This window comes from Pandoraea sp. NPDC090278 (assembly GCF_044772185.1).
GTDB lineage: Bacteria > Pseudomonadota > Gammaproteobacteria > Burkholderiales > Burkholderiaceae > Pandoraea.
In genome coordinates this window covers 135536-154016 of sequence record NZ_JBIVYJ010000007.1, presented here as the reverse complement: position 1 = coordinate 154016, position 18481 = coordinate 135536, and the positions used below count along the sequence as shown (strand labels likewise).

9 protein-coding genes and 1 riboswitch are annotated in these 18481 nt (G+C 63.8%); of the genes, 5 read left to right on the top strand and 4 right to left on the bottom strand.

The genetic code is table 11. From position 1 onward, the window contains the following. Position 1 precedes the first annotated feature (1 nt). From recC to recD, 3 genes are read left to right on the top strand one after another with little or no spacing between them, the layout of a single operon-like run. Positions 2 to 3436, top strand: a complete 3435-nt coding sequence (gene recC / locus ACIQWO_RS23555) for an exodeoxyribonuclease V subunit gamma (protein WP_402829420.1) — start codon at positions 2 to 4, stop codon at positions 3434 to 3436. Then, a complete protein-coding gene (recB, locus tag ACIQWO_RS23550; protein WP_402829418.1) occupies positions 3433 to 7341 on the top strand; it encodes an exodeoxyribonuclease V subunit beta in 3909 nt (1302 codons plus the stop codon). The genes recC and recB overlap by 4 nt, the downstream gene beginning before the upstream one ends. Then, the gene (recD, locus tag ACIQWO_RS23545; protein ID WP_402829416.1) at positions 7338 to 9530 is read left to right on the top strand and encodes an exodeoxyribonuclease V subunit alpha; all 2193 of its coding nucleotides are present in this window, start codon (positions 7338 to 7340) and stop codon (positions 9528 to 9530) included. The genes recB and recD overlap by 4 nt, the downstream gene beginning before the upstream one ends. Here the strand turns inward: recD and ACIQWO_RS23540 are convergent. Then, a complete protein-coding gene (locus tag ACIQWO_RS23540) occupies positions 9478 to 10839 on the bottom strand; it encodes a hemolysin family protein (RefSeq protein ID WP_402829414.1) in 1362 nt (453 codons plus the stop codon). The genes recD and ACIQWO_RS23540 overlap by 53 nt on opposite strands. Before the next feature lie 836 nt (positions 10840 to 11675). Between ACIQWO_RS23540 and ACIQWO_RS23535 the strand changes: the two genes are divergently transcribed. Then, positions 11676 to 12458 (top strand): hypothetical protein, encoded by a 783-nt coding sequence (locus ACIQWO_RS23535; RefSeq protein ID WP_402829412.1) that lies wholly within the window; start codon positions 11676 to 11678, stop codon positions 12456 to 12458. A gap of 180 nt (positions 12459 to 12638) precedes the next feature. Here the strand turns inward: ACIQWO_RS23535 and thiC are convergent, their stop codons facing one another. Both thiC and ACIQWO_RS23525 read right to left on the bottom strand, forming a co-directional pair. Next, a complete protein-coding gene (gene thiC / locus ACIQWO_RS23530) occupies positions 12639 to 14555 on the bottom strand; it encodes a phosphomethylpyrimidine synthase ThiC (protein ID WP_402829410.1) in 1917 nt (638 codons plus the stop codon). A 73-nt stretch (positions 14556 to 14628) separates the two neighbouring features. After that, positions 14629 to 14727, bottom strand: a riboswitch (TPP riboswitch). Positions 14728 to 14826: 99 nt separating this feature from the next. Continuing rightward, on the bottom strand, positions 14827 to 16482 hold the full coding sequence (locus ACIQWO_RS23525) for a hypothetical protein (RefSeq protein WP_402829408.1): 1656 nt from the start codon (positions 16480 to 16482) through the stop codon (positions 14827 to 14829). A 302-nt stretch (positions 16483 to 16784) separates the two neighbouring features. Between ACIQWO_RS23525 and blaOXA the strand changes: the two genes are divergently transcribed. After that, positions 16785 to 17663 carry an OXA-62 family carbapenem-hydrolyzing class D beta-lactamase gene (gene blaOXA / locus ACIQWO_RS23520; protein ID WP_402829406.1) on the top strand — a complete coding sequence of 293 codons (879 nt, stop codon included), beginning with the start codon at positions 16785 to 16787 and terminating at the stop codon, positions 17661 to 17663. Positions 17664 to 17735: 72 nt separating this feature from the next. Here blaOXA and wrbA read toward each other — a convergent pair whose 3' ends face one another. Beyond that, complete coding sequence (gene wrbA / locus ACIQWO_RS23515; protein ID WP_402829404.1) at positions 17736 to 18368, bottom strand: NAD(P)H:quinone oxidoreductase; 633 nt, start codon at positions 18366 to 18368, stop codon at positions 17736 to 17738. Positions 18369 to 18481 lie beyond the last annotated feature (113 nt).

The following is an 18481-nucleotide window of genomic DNA, read 5'->3' as shown; positions in this document are numbered from 1 at the left end:
CATGCTCCATCTATTCTTCTCCAATCGGTTCACCACGCTCGAAGCCGCCCTGTTGCGCGATATCGCTCAGGCACCTGAGGCGTCGGCGGGGGCAGTGAATCCCTTCGAGACGGAAACCATCGTTGTGCCGAGCGTGGCAGTGCGCCGTCGGCTCGAACTGGACTATGCGGACGTCTTCGGCGTGTGTGCGAACGTCCGTCTGACGTATCTGGCGCAATGGCTCTGGGACATGGCAGGCAAACTGCTCACCGTGCCGGAAAGCTCGCCGTTCGCGCCCGACCGGCTGGTCTGGCCGCTGTACCAGTGTCTCGCGCAACCGTGGGTTGAGGCATCGCCGCGGCTGGCCGGTTATCTGGCCGGGGCAGACGACGTCATGCGATTCGAGCTGGCCGACCGACTGGCCCACATCTACGATCAATACCTGACTTACCGGCCGGACTGGCTGGAGCGGTGGCAATCCGGTGAAGTCATTTCGCCAGGGGCGTCGACGGCCTGGGGCGATGCCCAGCGTGCCGACGAGGCTTGGCAAAGTGCCTTGTGGCGACAGGTGTTGGCGCATCTGGAGATTCGCGAGCGCCACCCGACGCTGCGGGCCATCGACCGGATCGAACAGCTCACGCCGGAAACCGTTCCTGCAGGCTGGCCGTCCCGAGTCTGCGTGTTCGCGCTGTCGTCGATGCCGCCGCTTTCGATGGCGCTGCTCAAGGCCATGTCCCGCCTGATCGACGTGCATCTTTATGTCCTTAACCCCTGCGAGAGCTACTGGTTCGACATCGTGCCGCCGTCGCGGCTGTCGTATCTGACCCAACGCGATGGCAAGGCACACCGCGAGGTGGGGCACCCCTTGCTGGCGGAATGGGGACGACAGACGCAGTCGCACATCGACGCGTTGTACGCGGACCTTGCGCCGCAGGCGGTGGAGGATCGGGCGTTGTTTCAGCCGAATCCAGAGCCCACGCTGCTGGCCGCCTTGCAGAACGGCATTCTTTCCCTGGACGATGGTCGTCATGGCGCACCCGATGGCGTCGCGGCCGATGGCTCGGTGCAGGTGCACGTCTGCCATAGCCTTGCGCGTCAGATCGAGGTTCTGCACGATCGCCTGCTGGCGTGCTTCGACGAGATCCCCGATCTACGTCCCGACGATGTGCTGATTACCGTGCCGGACCTTGGCCGTGCGGCACCGCTCATCGACGCCGTGTTTGGCACGGCAACGCCCCGTATTCCTTATCTGGTGACCGGCCTGCCGCCGACGCGGACCAACCCTGTCGCACGCGCCTTCGCGTCGATTCTGGCATTGCCGCAGCAGTGGGTGGCGGCGTCGAGTCTTGTCGAGCTTGCTCGGACAGAGGCGGTAGCGCAGCGTTACGACCTGGGCGGCAATGTGCTCGACGCCATTCAGAACTGGCTGCACAGTGCAGGCGCACGCCGGGGCTGGCGCGGAGACGCCTTGCTGCGGCTTGACGGTACTGGACAGACCTCACGTGACGGCGCGATGACCGGCGCCGGTGCGGATGTACCTCCTGCGTTGGAGCGCCATACGCTGGGCGACGCCATGATGCGCCTGTTCCTCGGCTACGCCTTGCCGGATGACGCCATGCCGGTCGACGACTGGCTGCCTGTCGGCGGGATCGAAGGCGGCAAGGCCGAGTTGCTGGGGCAACTGGCGCGACTGATCGACGATCTCGACATGACGGCGGTGTCGCTCCAGACCGAGCGGACTGGCCTCGCGTGGCGGGATCAGTTGCTGGCAATGCTGGAGCAGTTCTTCTCGGATGAGCCACGTTTTGCCGATGACGTCGCCGAAGTGCGTATGGCCATCGAACAGATCGGCACAGCCATTGCCGACGGTGCGCCCGAGGTGCGCGTGCCGGTGGAAGTGGTGGCGCGCGTGCTGGCCGACGCGCTCGACGATCCGACGCGCGGCGGGGTACCGTCGGGACGCGTGACGTTTGCCGCGATTCCGAGCTTGCGTCTGTTGCCGTACCGCGTGGTCTGCATGATCGGCATGGACGATGGCGTCTTACCCGGGCGCGTGCGCGCCGACGAGTTCGATCTCATGCGTGCGCTGCCACAACGCGGCGACCGCCAGCGTCGCGATGACGAGCGCAATCTGTTCCTCGATTTGATGCTGAGTGCGCAAGACCGCTTTCTCATCACCTACACGGGGCGAAGCGTTCGCGACAACGCGCCGTTGCCGCCATCCACCGCTGTGGACGAATTGCTGGACTTCACGGGGCAATTGCTCGCACCGGCATCGCAGGGATTCGACCTCGACGAGCAACGCAAAGCGCGTGAGACGCTTGTTGTCCTGCATCCGCTTCAACCGTTCTCACCCGCGTACTTCGATGGGCGCGAGCCGTCGCTGTACAGCTATGACGTCGCTAACGGCGAGGCGGCTCAGCAACTGGCTGGTCAATTGGCACCCCCTGTGCCGGACGCAGCCGCAACGCCATTCGTCCACGAGCCATTGCCCGCCATTGCGCAAACGCATCTGACGTTGGACGACCTGCTGCGCTTCTGGCGTCACCCAGGGCGGGCGTGGGCGCGCGACCGGCTGGGCCTGTCGCTCGGCGACATGCTCACCGAAGTCGACGACGAAGAGCCGTTCGTACTCGACTGGTCGGGGCGCGACGCGCTCGCCGCGCGGCTGCTGCCGCGACTGTTGCGCGACGGGGCTCAGGATGCTCGGGCACAGGCGGCGGCGATCGAGCGCATTGCGAACGTCAGTCATGAGCTGCCAGGCGGCGCGACGGGTGCGGTATGGCGTCGACGTGAACTCGGTGGACTGCGCGCACTGGCCACGCAAGTGAGGGAAGCGCAGGCGGAGGGCACCCAGGAATTGCTCGTGACGTTGCCGCTCAAGCCCGCGCTCCCACCGTCGTGGACGGGATCGACGGATGCGATCTGGCACGGCGATGCTACGTTGTCCGCAGAGTGTTTGCTGCAAGGGCGTCTAGCGCCGGTGTCGCGCCACGGACTCGTCATGTATCGCTATGGCAGCATGCGTCCGAGCGATCTGCTTGCCGCCTGGCTCGCCCACCTCGCGCTATGCGCACATTTGCAGCAGCCGGAGCATGCGGGGCTTGAGGTTGCACCGCGAACGCTCTGGTACGGAGAGGACGAGACATTTGCGCTACGTCCCGTGGACGACGCAGCGGCGCTGCTCGCGCAATGGGTGGCGTTGTATCGCCTTGGGCAGACCCGACCGTTGCCGTTCTTTGTCCGGAGCGCGTGGAAGCTGGCGAGCACCGGAAAAATGACAGATGCCGAAAGCGCATGGTCCGGCTCTGCATTCGCGCGCGGCGATGCCGACGATCCCTATACCAAGCTGATCTGGCGGGGCGTCGAAGACCCGCTGGCGTCGCCGTTCGACTTGCTGGCAAACACGATGTTCGGACCGATGGTGCAACACCTTGAAATCGTGGAGGGCGCATGACGCAACTCATCGACCTCGACGTTTTCGGTTGCAATCTCGATGGCGTCTGCCTGATCGAAGCGTCGGCCGGTACAGGCAAGACGTGGAACATCTGCGCGCTCTATGTCCGGTTGTTGCTCGAGAAACAACTGACCGTCGAGCAGATTCTGGTCGTGACGTTCACGAATGCCGCAACGGCAGAATTGCGTGAACGGATCCGGGGACGACTTGCCGGATTGGTCGCAGCGATGGCCCCGGTCTTCGATGAGGGCGAAGGCGAGGGTGGCGGCGAGGACGGTGACGATGGCGCAGACGACTTCCCCGACTTCGACCCGGACGCCAGCGACGATCCGCTGTTCAACGTGATGATCGCCGGGCTGATCGAGCGTGGCGAGATGTCGCCGAAGGCGATTCGCGAGTGCCTTCAGCGTGCGTTGCGCGGTTTCGATCAGGCGTCGATTCACACCATCCACGGCTTTTGCCAGCGAGCGCTCGCCGAAGTGCCGTTTGCTGCCGGGCTGCCATTCGCTTATGAGCTGGTGCCGGACGACAACGGCGTGCGCCACGATTTGGCGGTGGAGTTCTGGCGTCGCGTCGTTGAGCCGATGGCGGCGCAGGATGACAACTTCGCTGCATGGCTGGTGGACCGCAAGCGTTCACCGGGCACGCTCACGGATCAATTGGCGCGTCGCCTGAAGAAGCCGATGTCCGAGTTGCGTTGGCCGGAGGCCGTGCAAAGCGATGCGGAGGCATCGCCTGACTCGGCCTTGCTGGCGACGTATTCGGCGGCATGCGATTGCTGGGAAGCCGAAGCATCGGTGATTGCCGACCTGATGCGCGCAGTACTACCTTCCTACAAGAAGAATATCTACAACGAGACGTCTCTCCCGCAGGCCGTCTCGGCATGGCAGCGATATCTTGGCGCGCGCGACGCCGGTGCATTGCTGGGGCCGAAGGCCGAGTTGCTGACGACGACGCGGCTCGCCAAGGACATCAAGAAAGGGGAGACGCCCCCCGACCATCGCTTCTTTGAAATGGCGGACGTACTCGTCCGGGCGCGCGCGGATGCTGACGAGCGCTACGCGATGCAGTGGCTGCGCATCCTGCGTGAGTGGCTGATACAGGCGCCGGAACAGTTGGCGCTGCGCAAGCGCGAACTGCGCGTGGTGTCGTTCGACGACTTGCTTGGCAATATCGCGCGCGCGTTGCATCAGCATCCCGATCTGGCGGACGCGTTGCGCGAGCGCTATCCGTGCGCACTGATCGATGAATTTCAGGATACCGATCCGCTGCAATTCGCCATTTTCAGCGCCGTGTACGGACATCGGTCAGCCACATCGGATGACGTCTCGGGCGAAGTGACGGACGAAGTGGCGGACGAAGCGACGGAACAAATGGCAGCGGCCAGCGGGCGCGGCCCGATGTTCATGGTCGGCGATCCCAAGCAGGCCATCTACAGTTTCCGTGCGGCGGATCTGCACACGTATCTGGCCGCGCGCGAGAACGCCGACGCGGCGTACACGCTCGCCGTCAATCAGCGCTCGACGCCAGCCATCATCGAAGCCGGTAACCGCTTGTTCGGTGCCAACGATCGTGCGTTCGTGCTGGACGGGCTCGCGTATCCGCCGGTGCGTCCGGGCACGCGTCGTCGTCCTCCGTTGACGGACGTACGGGCCGTCGCCGACTTTACGGTCTGGTGGCTGCCCGACGCCGACGAGCCGCTACCCAAGGACGAGGCGCAGCAAGCGTGCGCCCGCGCAACGGCGGCCGAAGTGGCGCGCTTGCTGGCGGGGGCGTCGCGTGGCGAGGTACTGGTCGGCGACGAGCCGCTCGCACCCGGCGATATTGCCGTGATCGTGCAGACGCACCGTCAGGGAGCGTTGATGAAGTCGATGCTCGCCGAGCATGCGGTAGGGAGCGTGGAGTTGACGCAGGACTCGGTATTCGCGAGCGAAGAGGCGGAAACCTTGCTGCGTGTGCTTCGCGCAGTGGAGGCCCCGGGCGATGTTCGAGCGCTTCGCGCAGCGCTCGCGACAGAGTTGTTCGGACTCGATGCCACGGCGCTTTACCGCATGCAGACAAGCGATGCCTCGGATGCGGAAGCGATCGCGTGGATCGAGCGCCTGCAACGCTATCGTCAGTTGTGGACGGATCGTGGGTTCTCGGCGATGTGGCGCACGCTCATGCGCGAGCTTGGACTTGCGGCACGGTTGGTCGCGCAGTCGGGTGGAGAGCGTCGTCTGACCAACTTCATGCATCTGGCTGAGCTTGCACAAGCGCGATGGGCAGAACAGCCGGGCATGCCTGCGTTGCTGCGCTGGCTGGCGTCGCAGCGCAATGCCAGCGGCGGCGAGGAGGCGCAACTGCGCCTGGAGTCGGATCAGAATCTGGTCCAGATCGTGACCGTTCACAAATCGAAGGGCCTTGAGTACGGCGTGGTGTTCTGCCCGTTCCTTTGGGACGGGGCGGTGCGCGACGGTGGCGGTCTCGAGGGTCTGGAGTACCACGATGGTGCGACGGCCGTCATCGACTTTACCGACGCAGCGGGCAAAGGTTCGCCTGCCGCTGCCGCGTTGCGACAGGAACAATCGGCGGAGCAGGCGCGCCTGCTTTACGTTGCGCTGACGCGCGCGGTGTACCGCTGCTATCTTGCGGCGGGCATCTATTCGTCGCGTCGTAGCGTGAAGGAAGCGTGCGGCGGCATGCTCAACTGGCTTGCGGCCGGGCAAGGGACGACGTTCGACGCATGGATCGCTTCGACCATCGACGCCGATGAGCGCGTCGAGGCGATTCGCTTGGCGTGGAAGGCGCTCGTTGGCGGGCCACTTGACGTCGTGCCGTTGCCCGTGGGCGATGCGCTCGACGGCGATACGCGCGTCGTGCACGATGCCGCGCCAGAACTGACTACGCGCGCGAGTACGCGAGCCTTGCGCGAAGCATGGCGCATCGGCAGCTTCTCCGGGTTGCTTGCGGGCATGCACACCGGACCGCAACTGGGTGGTGGGCAGTTGAGCGCACCGGAGCGCACGCGTCCCGATTACGACGCGCAAGCCAATGCGGGACCGACGTTTGCGCTGCCGCCGGAAGGCGATGACGCCTGGCCGCCTGCAGACGACATTCTTCGCTTTCCGCGTGGCCCGGCTGCCGGGGAGAGCTTGCACCGAGTGTTCGAACTGGCGGACTTCCAGTCGCGTGCCCAATGGTCGCATGCGGTGTCGCGGGCGCTACGCGAGCGTCCGCCGGGACGCGGTGCGGAGCAAAACGATACGTGGCGCGCCATGATGACGAACATGCTGAGCGACACGCTCGCCACGCCGTTGCGCCCAGGCATGCAACTGGCGGATGTCTCGCTGGCCGAGCGTCTCACCGAGATGGAGTTCACGTACCCGGCGGATGCGGTGTCGCTTGACGCACTGCGCGGCCTGTTGCGCCAATTCGGGTATCCCGATCTACCGTTGGACGCGACGGTCCTGCGGGGCTATCTCAAGGGCTTCATCGATCTGGTGTTCCGTCACGGCGGTCAATGGTGGATTCTCGATTGGAAGTCGAACTACCTCGGCACGGCTCCCGAGAACTACGGCGGCGACGGCTTGCGCGAGGCCATGGCCGAGCACGGCTATCACCTCCAGTACTTGCTTTACACGCTGGCGCTGCATCGTTATTTGCGGCGTCGCTTATCTAATTACGATTACGACCGCGATATGGGCGGCAGCCTCTATTTGTTTGTGCGGGGCGTGCGTCCCGATTGGGCTAACGCGCATCTTGCTGGGGATGAAGTTCCGGGTGTTTTCTTCGACAAGCCTTCTCGGGAAATGGTCGACGCCCTCGATGGACTGTTCGCCGCAGGTGAAAACGCGGCGCTGGCTCAGGCGCTCTCGCTGGACACGAACAGTGCTTCGGTCGGGACCCGCGAGGAGAACGCATGAGCGATAGACGCCATATGGGCGATGCGTCCGGCGCACCGCTGGCCGACAGCGGCGTGGTGCGACTGGCGCAAGGTTTCGCGCGTCGCATGGGATTGCTCGCGCGAGGGAACGGGGCTGACGAGGTTACGTGCCGCTACGTTCGACGGGCGGCGCTCGAAGTGAGCCTCGCCACGTCGGAAGGTCACGTGTGCGTGCCGCTCGACAACCTGCTCGACGCGCAGGCCAGCGGCGAACTGTTTCCCGGTGACGCACCGGCCTTGTCCGTCTGGCGAGACGCGCTCTTCGCAAGCGGCTTGTGTGCGCCCGCCAGTCTCGCGCACGTACTTGCGGGCGATGGACAGACAGACGCCTATCCGCTCTTGCTCGACGATCAGGACCGTCTGTATCTGGCTCGCTACTATCACTATGAAGCGCGCCTAGCCCTCGCGCTCGGACGAAAACTGACCCTGAGCGACGAGGCGACTTCAGCATCGACGGCACCGACTTCGGCGATCACGGAGGAAGACCGTAAGCGCTTGCAACGCTACTTCCGCGATGGTGTGTTGCACTCGCCCGAAGGCCAGCGCGAGCCGAATTGGCAGATGGCGGCGGCGGCGCTCGCATTGCAGCGCTCGTTGGTCGTGCTCAGCGGTGGCCCGGGAACGGGGAAGACGACCACCGTTGTCGGTCTGATCGCGTGTCTGCTGGAGCGTGATGCCAACCTGCGCGTCGCGCTCGCGGCACCCACCGGCAAAGCGGCACAGCGCATGCAGGAAGCGCTGACGGCACGTCAGGACTTGCCGGAAGCTGTGCGACTCGCGCTCCCCGAAGCGGCGGTGACGTTGCATCGACTGCTCGGGGTATTGCCGGAATCGGCGGAGCAGGTCGGGCGACGCTTTCGTCATCACGCAGGCAACCCGTTGCCTTACGATCTGATCGTGGTGGACGAAGCGTCCATGATCGATTTGTCGATGGCGACGCAACTGTTGGAAGCGGTGCCGGAGGGGGCGCGTCTGGTTTTGCTGGGCGACAAGGACCAGTTGGCGGCCGTCGAGGCGGGAGCGGTGTTCGGCGAACTGAGCGCCCAGCGGGTGTTTTCGCCTTCGATGCGCATGCAATTGCTGTCGGCACTCGGCTGGCCGTCAAACGACCTTCCTGGCTCGGGGCCGTTGGCCGTGAGTCGCGACAGCGTGTCGAAAACCAGCGTTGTGCCGACGGCGCAAGCCAGGGCACCACGCGGTTTGGAGGACGCCGTCGTCTGGCTGGAACGCACCTATCGCTTTGGCGCGAACTCGGCGATTGGCCGTCTGGCTACGGCCATCAAGACAGGGAAGGTCATCGATGCGCGTAAGGAGTTCACTGTTGCCGAGAGCGAGTCCGGCCGCATGAATGCCGGACGAGGGGAGGGTGTCGCACTCTCAGGAGCCAATCCGGTGGACCGCGTGCTCTTGAGCGAAGATGGCGGAATCCAGTTGTCTCCAGCAACACTGAACGCGCTGGCGGATGGCTACGGCGAATACCTCGATGCGCTCGCTCAGGCGTTTACGACGATTGAGCAGTTGGGCGATCCCGCTGCGGCCACGACGGCCGACATTGCGATGGTCGCGCAGCCGGTCTTTGCTGCTTTTGGGAAGTTTCGCGTGCTGTGCGCGACGCGGGGCGGCCGACGGGGCGTCGAGTTTCTCGGCGCACAACTGACGGCGCTGCTAGCGCGTCGTGCGGGCGTGGCGTTGGGCGCGGGTGGCGGTGCGTGGTTTGCGGGGCGTCCGGTGCTTGTGACGCAGAACGAATACGCGCTGAACCTCTTCAACGGCGATATCGGCATTGCGTTGCCGCTGGGTCCTTCCGGTACGTTGCGTGTGACGTTTGCTACGCCGGACGGCGGCTATCGTCTCTACTCGCCTGCGAGTTTGCCCGCGCACGAAACGGCGTTCGCGATGACGATTCACAAGTCGCAGGGATCGGAATTCGAGCGCGTCGCAATCGTGCTGCCCGAGCAGGCGAGCCGGGTGCTATCGCGAGAACTGATTTATACGGGGGTCACGCGTGCGCGCCGGGAGGCGTGGCTATATGCGCCGTGGCCCGTGATCGCGTCGGCCATCGCGCGCCCGACGCAGCGCGATGGCGGTTTGACCGACCGCCTGACAGAGGTGCTGACTACGATGTCTGATTTTCCGGCGGGTTCGCGTTCAGCTTTGCCGCTGCGATAGCGGCCTCGGCAACGGCACCGATGCGGGTGACGAGCAACTGGTCGATCTTGTAGTTGTCGATGTCGACCACTTCGAACTTGTAACCCGCCGCTTCGGTGGCTTCCGACTTCTTCGGAATGCGCTTGAGCTGATAGATCATGAATCCGGCGATGGTCTCGAACTCGCCCTCGCCGGGGAGTTCGTCGATATCGAGCGCCTTTTTCACGTCCTCGACCGACGTGACACCGTCAACGAGCCAGGAGTGCTCGTCACGCTGCACGATCTGGTCTTCGTCGGCCGGGTGGACGACGTCGCCCATGAGCGCGCCAACGATGTCGTTCAGTGTCACGACGCCGACCACCAGGCCGTACTCGTTGATGATGACGGCGAAGCCCTCGCGGGTTTCCTTGAAGCGTGCCAGCGCTTCGGACAGGTTGAGCGTGTCCGGAATCACCAGCAGTTTCTTGGCGTAGAGACGATCCAGATTGCGGATCACGCTGGAGAGGTCTTCGCTCGCAATGCGCTGGAGCAGGTCCTTCGAGTCGACATAACCGAGCACGTTGTCGATTTCGTCGCGACACACGAGATACTTCGAATGCGGACTTTCCGTGATTTTCTGACGGATGCTGCGCTCGTCTTCGGCGATGGTGAAGTACACCACGTCGTCGCGGAAGGTCATGACCGAGCCAACGGTACGCGACTCCAATTCGAACACGTTCTCGATCAGATGCAGTTCCTGCTTGCGCAGCACACCGGCCTGCGCACCGGCACCGACCATCGCTGCGATGTCTTCCGACGTGATGTTGTCGATCGCATGGGTGGGTAGCTTGAACATACGCAGAAACAGGTTCGCTACGCCGTTGAAGACGTAGACCAAAGGACGCAGGATTTTCAGGCAAAGCAGCATCGGATCGATGATGGCCATCGCGACGCGCTCAGGATTGACCATAGCGAGACGCTTCGGAATCAGATCGGCAAACTGGATGAAGGCGATCGTAATGAACAGGAACGAACCGATGCCAGCCAGTCGGAGCGCGAGCGCCTCGTCGGTGAAAGGGAAGAACCAGTCGAACAAATAGCCGGTGAGGAAGCTCTCGCCGAGCACGCCGCCGAGCACGGCGACGGCATTCACGCCGATCTGAACGACGGTGAAGAAATTGCCCGGCTGCTCCTTGAGCGCGAGCACTTTGACCGCCTGTTCGTCGCCCTTCTCCATGAGCACCTGAAGTTTGGTGCGCTTGGCCGCAGTGAGCGAGATTTCGGCGGCGGAAAAGAAGGCGCTTGCCAGCACCAGCAAGAGAATACTGAAAAGAAAACCGTAACCACTCATATTGTTGTCCCTGAAAGTGCGAGTGCGGATACATAGCCGCGACGCAGGCCGGACCGGTTCGCACGGGAGTGGGTCCGGGAGCAGGGAGACATTTCAAAACAAGGCCGGCGGGCCATCATTTTGAGATGCCTTCGGGCTGGAGCGCGGGAGCAGCGTACCCGCAGGGCGGGTCGCGTCAGCCGCGTCGGCTGTACCGCTGTCCGATAGCATGCCATAAGTTCGGGGCACTCCGACAGCGCGACCCCTGCGTACCCGACGCGCACCGGACGCATTCAGGCGGCCCGGCTGTCCACTCCGAGGCGGTCGCTTGCACGAGCTACGAGAGCCCGCGTGCAGAACCGAAAAGTGCCGAACGACCGTTCGGGCATCGTGGACGCCGTCTTGACGACGCCTCCCGGCGACATCCGAGCTTTGTCGGCGTCTGTGGGGCGCGGCGCAGGCGACGTCGAGACCGTGGTGCACACCACGGATCTCCCTTTCCCCAATTTGAGGACTTTTCGATGACTTTCGGTATGCAATTCGCGAATCACGCCCCCGCTATGGGCGGACTTGCCCCGATGCCCGCCACACTTCATCCCGGCGGAATCAATAACGTCGTGGACATGCCGCTTACGGGCATCTCAAATATACGAAGCGCTCGCCTGGACCATCCTAGGACCCCGAGCGCGTCTCAGACGACCGCCGCTGCGCAATCGTCGAGTCACGCCGCTCGGGACATTGGTCGTCGTCAGTTCGAAGCCGACTTTGCGAGCGTATCGTCGCAAGAGAATCGGTCCGGTGAGACATCTTCGGGCGGGCTCGTGGATGTCGACAGTGTTGATGTTCTTGAAGCGCCCATGACCGGTGAAGCGCTGACGTCCTTTCTCGCGCCGCGTGTCGCGCAACCTGTCCTCCCGCCTGCGGCACTGGCAACGCTGCACGTCTGCGCCGGTTCGCATCAGGTCAGCACGCGTGTGGCATCGCTGGACGGGCGCAATCACCCGGTTGTCATGCCGGACGGACGCAGCGAACGCGCGCAAGTCTGTCGCGACATCGTCAACGGTTCGTTGCTCGGCACCGACGGTCGCAATGGCACGGTGCCGTACGAGCCGACGCGTGCCGACGTGACGAAGACGGTGGCGGACACGGCGCGCCGATGGACCGGCAAGCCCGCACTGGCAGGCAAGAAGGAGTGGTCGACAGCATGTTCCGTGCGCGAGGCGCCGTCGAAGTTCATCGGCAAGCTGAACGCGCGTCTGCAAGCAGGCACGCGTCCCATGCCCACGAGCGAAAGCACCGAGTGGATGCTTCGTGTGGGGTTTGCTGCCGGTCTGCCGATGCATCAGGCGATTGTGCGCGGCGATCTGCCCGCGTCCATCGGGTTGGGCACGGACGAGTGGGCGAAGCTCGCGCTCGGCGTCGAACAACTGGGCGAGCGTCACTGGGACATGCGCCACACTGAAGTGATGGATGCCGCCGCCATGCCCGCGACCAACACGGAGGCGTTCACGGCGCTGGCAACCTCGATGTCTTCGGTTGCCAAGCACATCGCCACGGAGCGGTTACGCAACTATCTCACGCAGCGTGGCGTGCCGACGGTGCCAGCCGCCGTCACCAGTGAATCGCCTTCCGTCGCATAACGACGATTTCAAACCTTTCGGTGATGCCGTCCGCTTGACGTAGACGGCAGTCGACAACGTCATCGCAATAAAAAAACGTGCCCGGTTTTACCCGGGCGCGTTTCGTTCGCTACGTGATGATTTGCGGCACACGACGGCGGCGTAGATGCCACCGTCGCGCACGCATCCCTCTCGCGCTAATCAGGTGCGACGATAGATTTCGGCGCCGCTCTTCACGAACTCGACCGCCTTGACCTCCATCCCTTGCTTGAGGGCGGCTTCGTCGGTGAGTCCTTGCTTGGCGGCGTAATCGCGCACGTCCTGCGTGATCTTCATCGAGCAGAAGTGCGGTCCGCACATCGAGCAGAAGTGAGCGACCTTGGCCGAATCCTTCGGCAGCGTTTCGTCGTGGAATTCACGCGCCTTGTCCGGGTCGAGGCCGAGGTTGAACTGGTCTTCCCAACGGAATTCGAAGCGTGCTTTCGACAGCGCATTGTCACGAATCTGCGAACCCGGGTGACCCTTGGCGAGGTCGGCTGCGTGGGCGGCGAGCTTGTACGTGATGATGCCTTCCTTCACGTCGTCCTTGTTCGGCAAGCCAAGGTGTTCCTTCGGCGTGACGTAGCAAAGCATGGCCGTGCCGTACCAGCCGATGGTGGCCGCGCCGATACCCGACGTGATGTGGTCGTAACCCGGGGCGATGTCCGTGGTCAGCGGTCCGAGCGTGTAGAACGGGGCTTCGTCGCAGTACTCGAGCTGGAGATCCATGTTCTCCTTGATGAGCTGCATCGGCACGTGGCCCGGGCCTTCGATCATGACCTGCACGTCGTGCTTCCACGCGATTTGCGTGAGTTCGCCCAGCGTCTTGAGTTCGGAGAGTTGCGCTTCGTCGTTGGCGTCGTAGATCGAGCCGGGACGCAGACCATCACCCAGCGAGAACGCGACGTCATACGCCTTCATGATTTCGCAGATCTCTTCGAAGTGCGTGTACAGGAAGCTTTCCTTGTGATGCGCGAGGCACCACTTGGCCATGATCGAGCCACCGCGGCTGACGATACCCGTCATGCGGTTAGCCGTCATCGGCACATACGCGAGACGCACACCGGCGTGGATCGTGAAGTAGTCGACGCCTTGCTCGGCCTGCTCGATGAGCGTGTCGCGGAACATTTCCCACGTCAGATCTTCGGCCTTGCCGTTGACCTTTTCGAGCGCCTGATAGATCGGCACCGTGCCGATCGGCACCGGGCTGTTACGCAGAATCCACTCGCGCGTTTCGTGAATGTGCTTGCCGGTCGACAGATCCATGACCGTGTCGCCGCCCCAGCGGATCGCCCACGTCATCTTGTCCACTTCTTCGCCGATCGACGACGTCACGGCCGAGTTGCCGATGTTCGCGTTGATCTTCACGAGGAAGTTGCGGCCGATGATCATCGGCTCGGATTCCGGGTGGTTGATGTTGTTCGGGATGATGGCGCGCCCGCGTGCGATCTCGTCGCGCACGAATTCCGGCGTGATTTGCTCGGGGAGGCTGGCACCGAAATGCTGTCCCGGATGCTGGCGCGAGAGCAGCTTCGCGAGACGCTCGCCCTGCGGACCGGCGGCGCGCACGCTTTCGATGTATTCCTGACGACGCAGGTTTTCACGAATCGCGATGTATTCCATTTCGGGCGTGATGATGCCCTGACGCGCGTAGTGCATCTGCGTCACGTTCTTGCCCGCCTTGGCGCGGCGCGGCGTGCGATGCAGGCCCGGGAAACGCAGGTCAGCGGTGGCGCTGTCGTTAGCGCGCTCAAGGCCGTAGGCCGAGGACAGGCCCGGCAGGGCTTCGGTGTCGCCGCGCTCTTCGATCCACTTCGCGCGCAGCGCGGGCAGGCCGGAGCGGATGTCGATGGTCGCGTTCGGATCGGTGTACGGGCCCGAGCAGTCGTAGACGTAGATCGGCGGATTCTTCTCGCCGCCGAAGCTCGTGGGCGTGTCGGCTTGCGAGATTTCGCGCATCGGGACCTGAATGTCCGGGCGCGAGCCTTCGACGTAGATCTTGCGGGAATTGGGCAGCGGTGCGATCGCAGCTTCGTCCACGCGCGCGTTGGCTGAGAGGAACTTCGGATTGGCGTTCATGCAATGTCTCCTGGCGGGGCACGTGTTGACGCCGACAATTTCGGCGCAAAGCGGCTCAGGAGCATGAACGGGGGCGAGGAATTTCTACGCTCCCTGCGCTGGCATTATCCAGATCAGGTTCTAAGGGTATTTCTCACCCACAACTCACGTTGCAGGACCCCTGCGCTTAGCTTTGCGGCAACGATACACCGACACGCGGGGCAAAACAAGCACGATGTGTCCCGAAAAACGTGAACTGAAAATGGTGCGGTGCGACATATCGATGGGCGCGTCAACCGTCCTGCGCCACCCGCACTTCGCGTTGAAAGTCGCGCGGCATCAGACGTAGCGCATCGCGGAAAAAGCGACGGTCGGGCGGCGGCAGCATCGGCAGTACACGACCGAGTGATTGCGCAGCGTGGAATGCCTGTGGCGAGTCGCCGTCCTGATGCAGCGCGAACCACAGCATTTCGAACCACAGGTTGGCGAGCTGCAATGGCTCGAAGCGCACGCGTCCTTCCTCGTGGTCGGCGAGCGTGGTGGCCACGACATCCGTCCAACGCAGGAAACCCTTGGCGCGGGAGAAGGGCGCGCCGAATGGCTGGACGGCATCGAGAAAGGCGTCGACCGCGAGGGGCGTACTCGCGCGCAGCGTCTCCAGATCGGGATCGCGTCGCACCGGCACAGCACCGCGTGCAATGCGCAGCAGGAACACCGTATTCCAGACGGAATTCCCGCCCACGCCGAAGCGATCGCAAATCCACTCTGATAAACCGATCCATCGCAATGCCTGACGCTGGACTTCGGCCGCCGCAAGTCGCCTGCCCGGATCGATCAGTGCCCCTTGCCAGAACAGCCAGAGCGACAGACCGATGTTGGCGGCGACGTGCTGGGCCAGCTCGATGGAGTCGGCTTCGAACGCCGCTTGCAGGGCGTCCGAGAAGGCGGCCAGCGCGTCGGCGGCGGATTGCGCACGGGCAGGCATCGGACCATTGCGCGCGGCGTGCGATTTGTGCAGCAATGCCTGGAGATTACGGCTTTCAAAGCGGATGCGCGGGTTGTAGACGAGGCACGGGGCGAGCGACGCGTCGTCGCTGATGCGTTGCAGATGCGCGAACGCGCCCGGCTCGTCACGCAATGCGTAGGCCTGCCATGCCTGCACGATCCAGTGCATGGCGCGTAACGTCGGCGAGCCGGGCTGGCTCGCACCGAAGGTGGCCGCGAGCGTGGCTAACGTCTGCTTCGTACGCGCGGCGTCTCCCATGCGACGCCACACGATGGTCTCGGCAAGCAGCGCAATGCCACGCTGTACGTCGTCCACGGCACACACTTGCGCCGCATGGAACGACGGGATCGCGCCCGTGCGCTGACGTCTGGCTTCGCTTTGCGTCGAAGGCGGCGACGGCGCGAAGAACACGCCGTCCTGCATGTCGCGCTTGCCGAGCGTCAGGTGATGCCAGAACGCAATGTCCTGCATGACGTAATCGAGCGCGGGTGGCTGGGCGTCGGGCGTGCTGTCCTGCGGCAGACCGAGAAACGCGGCGATAGCGCGGCGCGGATCGGCAGGGGTCGTGTCGCCGATGGCGACCTTGATGCGCGACATCTCGTGCGCGGCGAGCCAGAAGGGGCCTTTTCCACGTCCGCGTGTCGGCAGCAGACGCACGTCGGCTTGACGGTCGTCGCCCCAGCCGACCGCGACGCCCCATCGCGCAAAGTCCGAAAACGCGCGACTGATGAGCATGCGCAGATCACCCCCGAGGCCTGCCTGACCGAAGCGGATCTTCAGCGACGCAAGCGTCACCGGCGACGCCTCGAAATGCGCCGCGTAATAGACGCGCATCAGCAACCACAGGCTTTGGTATCGCACCGGCTGACCGTCGATTTTCTGCGGCGCGTCGAGTCGCACGACGAGTGCGGGAGCGAGCGACGGCTCGGTGGTGTCGTTCATGTTGACTGAGTGACTCGGGCAGCAAGCTTGGCAGGGACCGGCGACGCGCGTTGTGGCGCGAACCGCGTGCGCACGTTCCACGCATTCGTGGAAGGGGCGAGCCGATGATACGGCGGTTACGTCGGTTACGGTAGCTTTGCTTTGCAGCTGCCGAAACGCACACTAAGCTGCAAACGCTTTTGAAAAAGCAGTGCCTGGCCAGCGCGACTTGTATCGGCAGTGATGACGCTTCGACGTCGCTGCCACACCCGGTGTGTCATCTGTATGTCACCCACTAGCTTCTTGAAAATAAGGATAACGAAATGAAACGAATTCTCTCTCGCTGGCGTCGCGTGGCCATCGTGCTGCGTCTCGCGTCGGCGGTCGTCGCGTATGGTGTGCTGCCTTCGCCAGCACACGCGCTGGAATTGGCCCGGGCGTCGGCGGCGGGCGCACCTTCCGTCGCTGCTCCGGTCCACCTGACCGAGCGCGCCGACTGGGGCAAGTTCTTCGCGGCAGAAAACGTGAAGGGCACGGTCGTTGTGCTCGACGGCAAGACGCAGACGTATCAGGCGTACGATTCGGCGCGCGCCGAGCGGCGCATGTCCCCGGCGTCGACGTACAAGATATTCAACAGTCTGCTGGCGCTGGAATCGGGCGCGCTGGACAACGAGCGCGAGACGATTCCGTGGGACGGCAAGCCGCGCCGGATGAAGGCGTGGAATGCGGAATTGAATCTGCGTGACGCGTTTCGCGTGTCTTGCTACCCGTGCTATCAGGTCGTTTCGCACAAGATTCCGCGCGCGTATGCGCAGGCGAAGCTCGACGCCGTCGGGTACGGTAACCGGACCATCGGTCGCGTGAACGACACCTATTGGGTGGATGACAGTCTGCAGATCTCGGCGCGCGAGCAAGTCGATTTCCTGCAACGTCTGGCGCGCGGCACGTTGCCGTTCTCGGCTCGTTCGCAGGACATCGTCCGGCAGATTTCGATTGTCGAAGCGAACGCCGACTATGTGCTGCACGGCAAGACCGGCTGGTTCGTCGACAAGAAGCCGGATATCGGCTGGTGGGTGGGCTGGCTGGAGCGTGACGGCAATCTGACGATGATTGCGCTGAACATCGATATGAACGGTGAGGCCGACGGCCCGAAGCGCGCGCGTATCGTGCGTGAGGTGCTGAAGAACCTGAAGTTGATCTGAGCCTGATACCGTGCGACGCGAACGTCGAGTGACGTCGCGTCGCGCGTGTTGCCGGTGATTTGCCGACGCGTTTTACAGAGCGCGTCCGTGTTTGAGCGCGGCGGCGATTTCCGCGACGTGACGGCCTTGCGTCCGTGCAATCGTCAATTCGTTTTCGCTCGGATGACGTGAGCCGTCGGCACCGGCGAGCGTCGTGGCACCGTAGGGCGTACCCCCGGTGATCTCTTTCATGTTGGTGAGTGCGGGTTCCGTGTACGGCACGCCGACGATGATCATGCCGTGGTGGAGCAGGGTCGTGTGGAAGCTGGTGATCGTCGTTTCCTGTCCGCCGTGCTGTGTGCCGGTGCTTGCGAACACGCTGCCGACTTTACCGGCCAGCGCGCCCTTGGCCCAGAGGCCGCCGGTCTGGTCGAGGAAGTTGCGCATCTGCGCGGTCATATTGCCGAAACGCGTCGGGGTGCCGAAGATGATCGCGTCATATTCGGCGAGCTGGTCGACGCGCGCGACAGGCACGCTGGCGAACGCGGCGCGGGCGGCCTTGGCCCCGCTCTTTTCCAGCACTTCATCGGGGACAAGTTCGGGGACCTGCATGACAGTGACTTCGGCGCTGGCGACGCTGCGTGCGCCTTCGGCGACCGCTTCGGCCATCTTGTAGATGTGCCCGAACATGCTATAGAACACCACCAGGATCTTGGCGTTGGCCATGGAATTCTCCTTTGGGGTCGAAAGATGCAGGCGTCGCGGACCGTCGGCCGCGCGAGGCGAGCCGTTTCATCATAGTCGACGCGGATGACGCTTTAGCGCAAGCGCGATCAGCT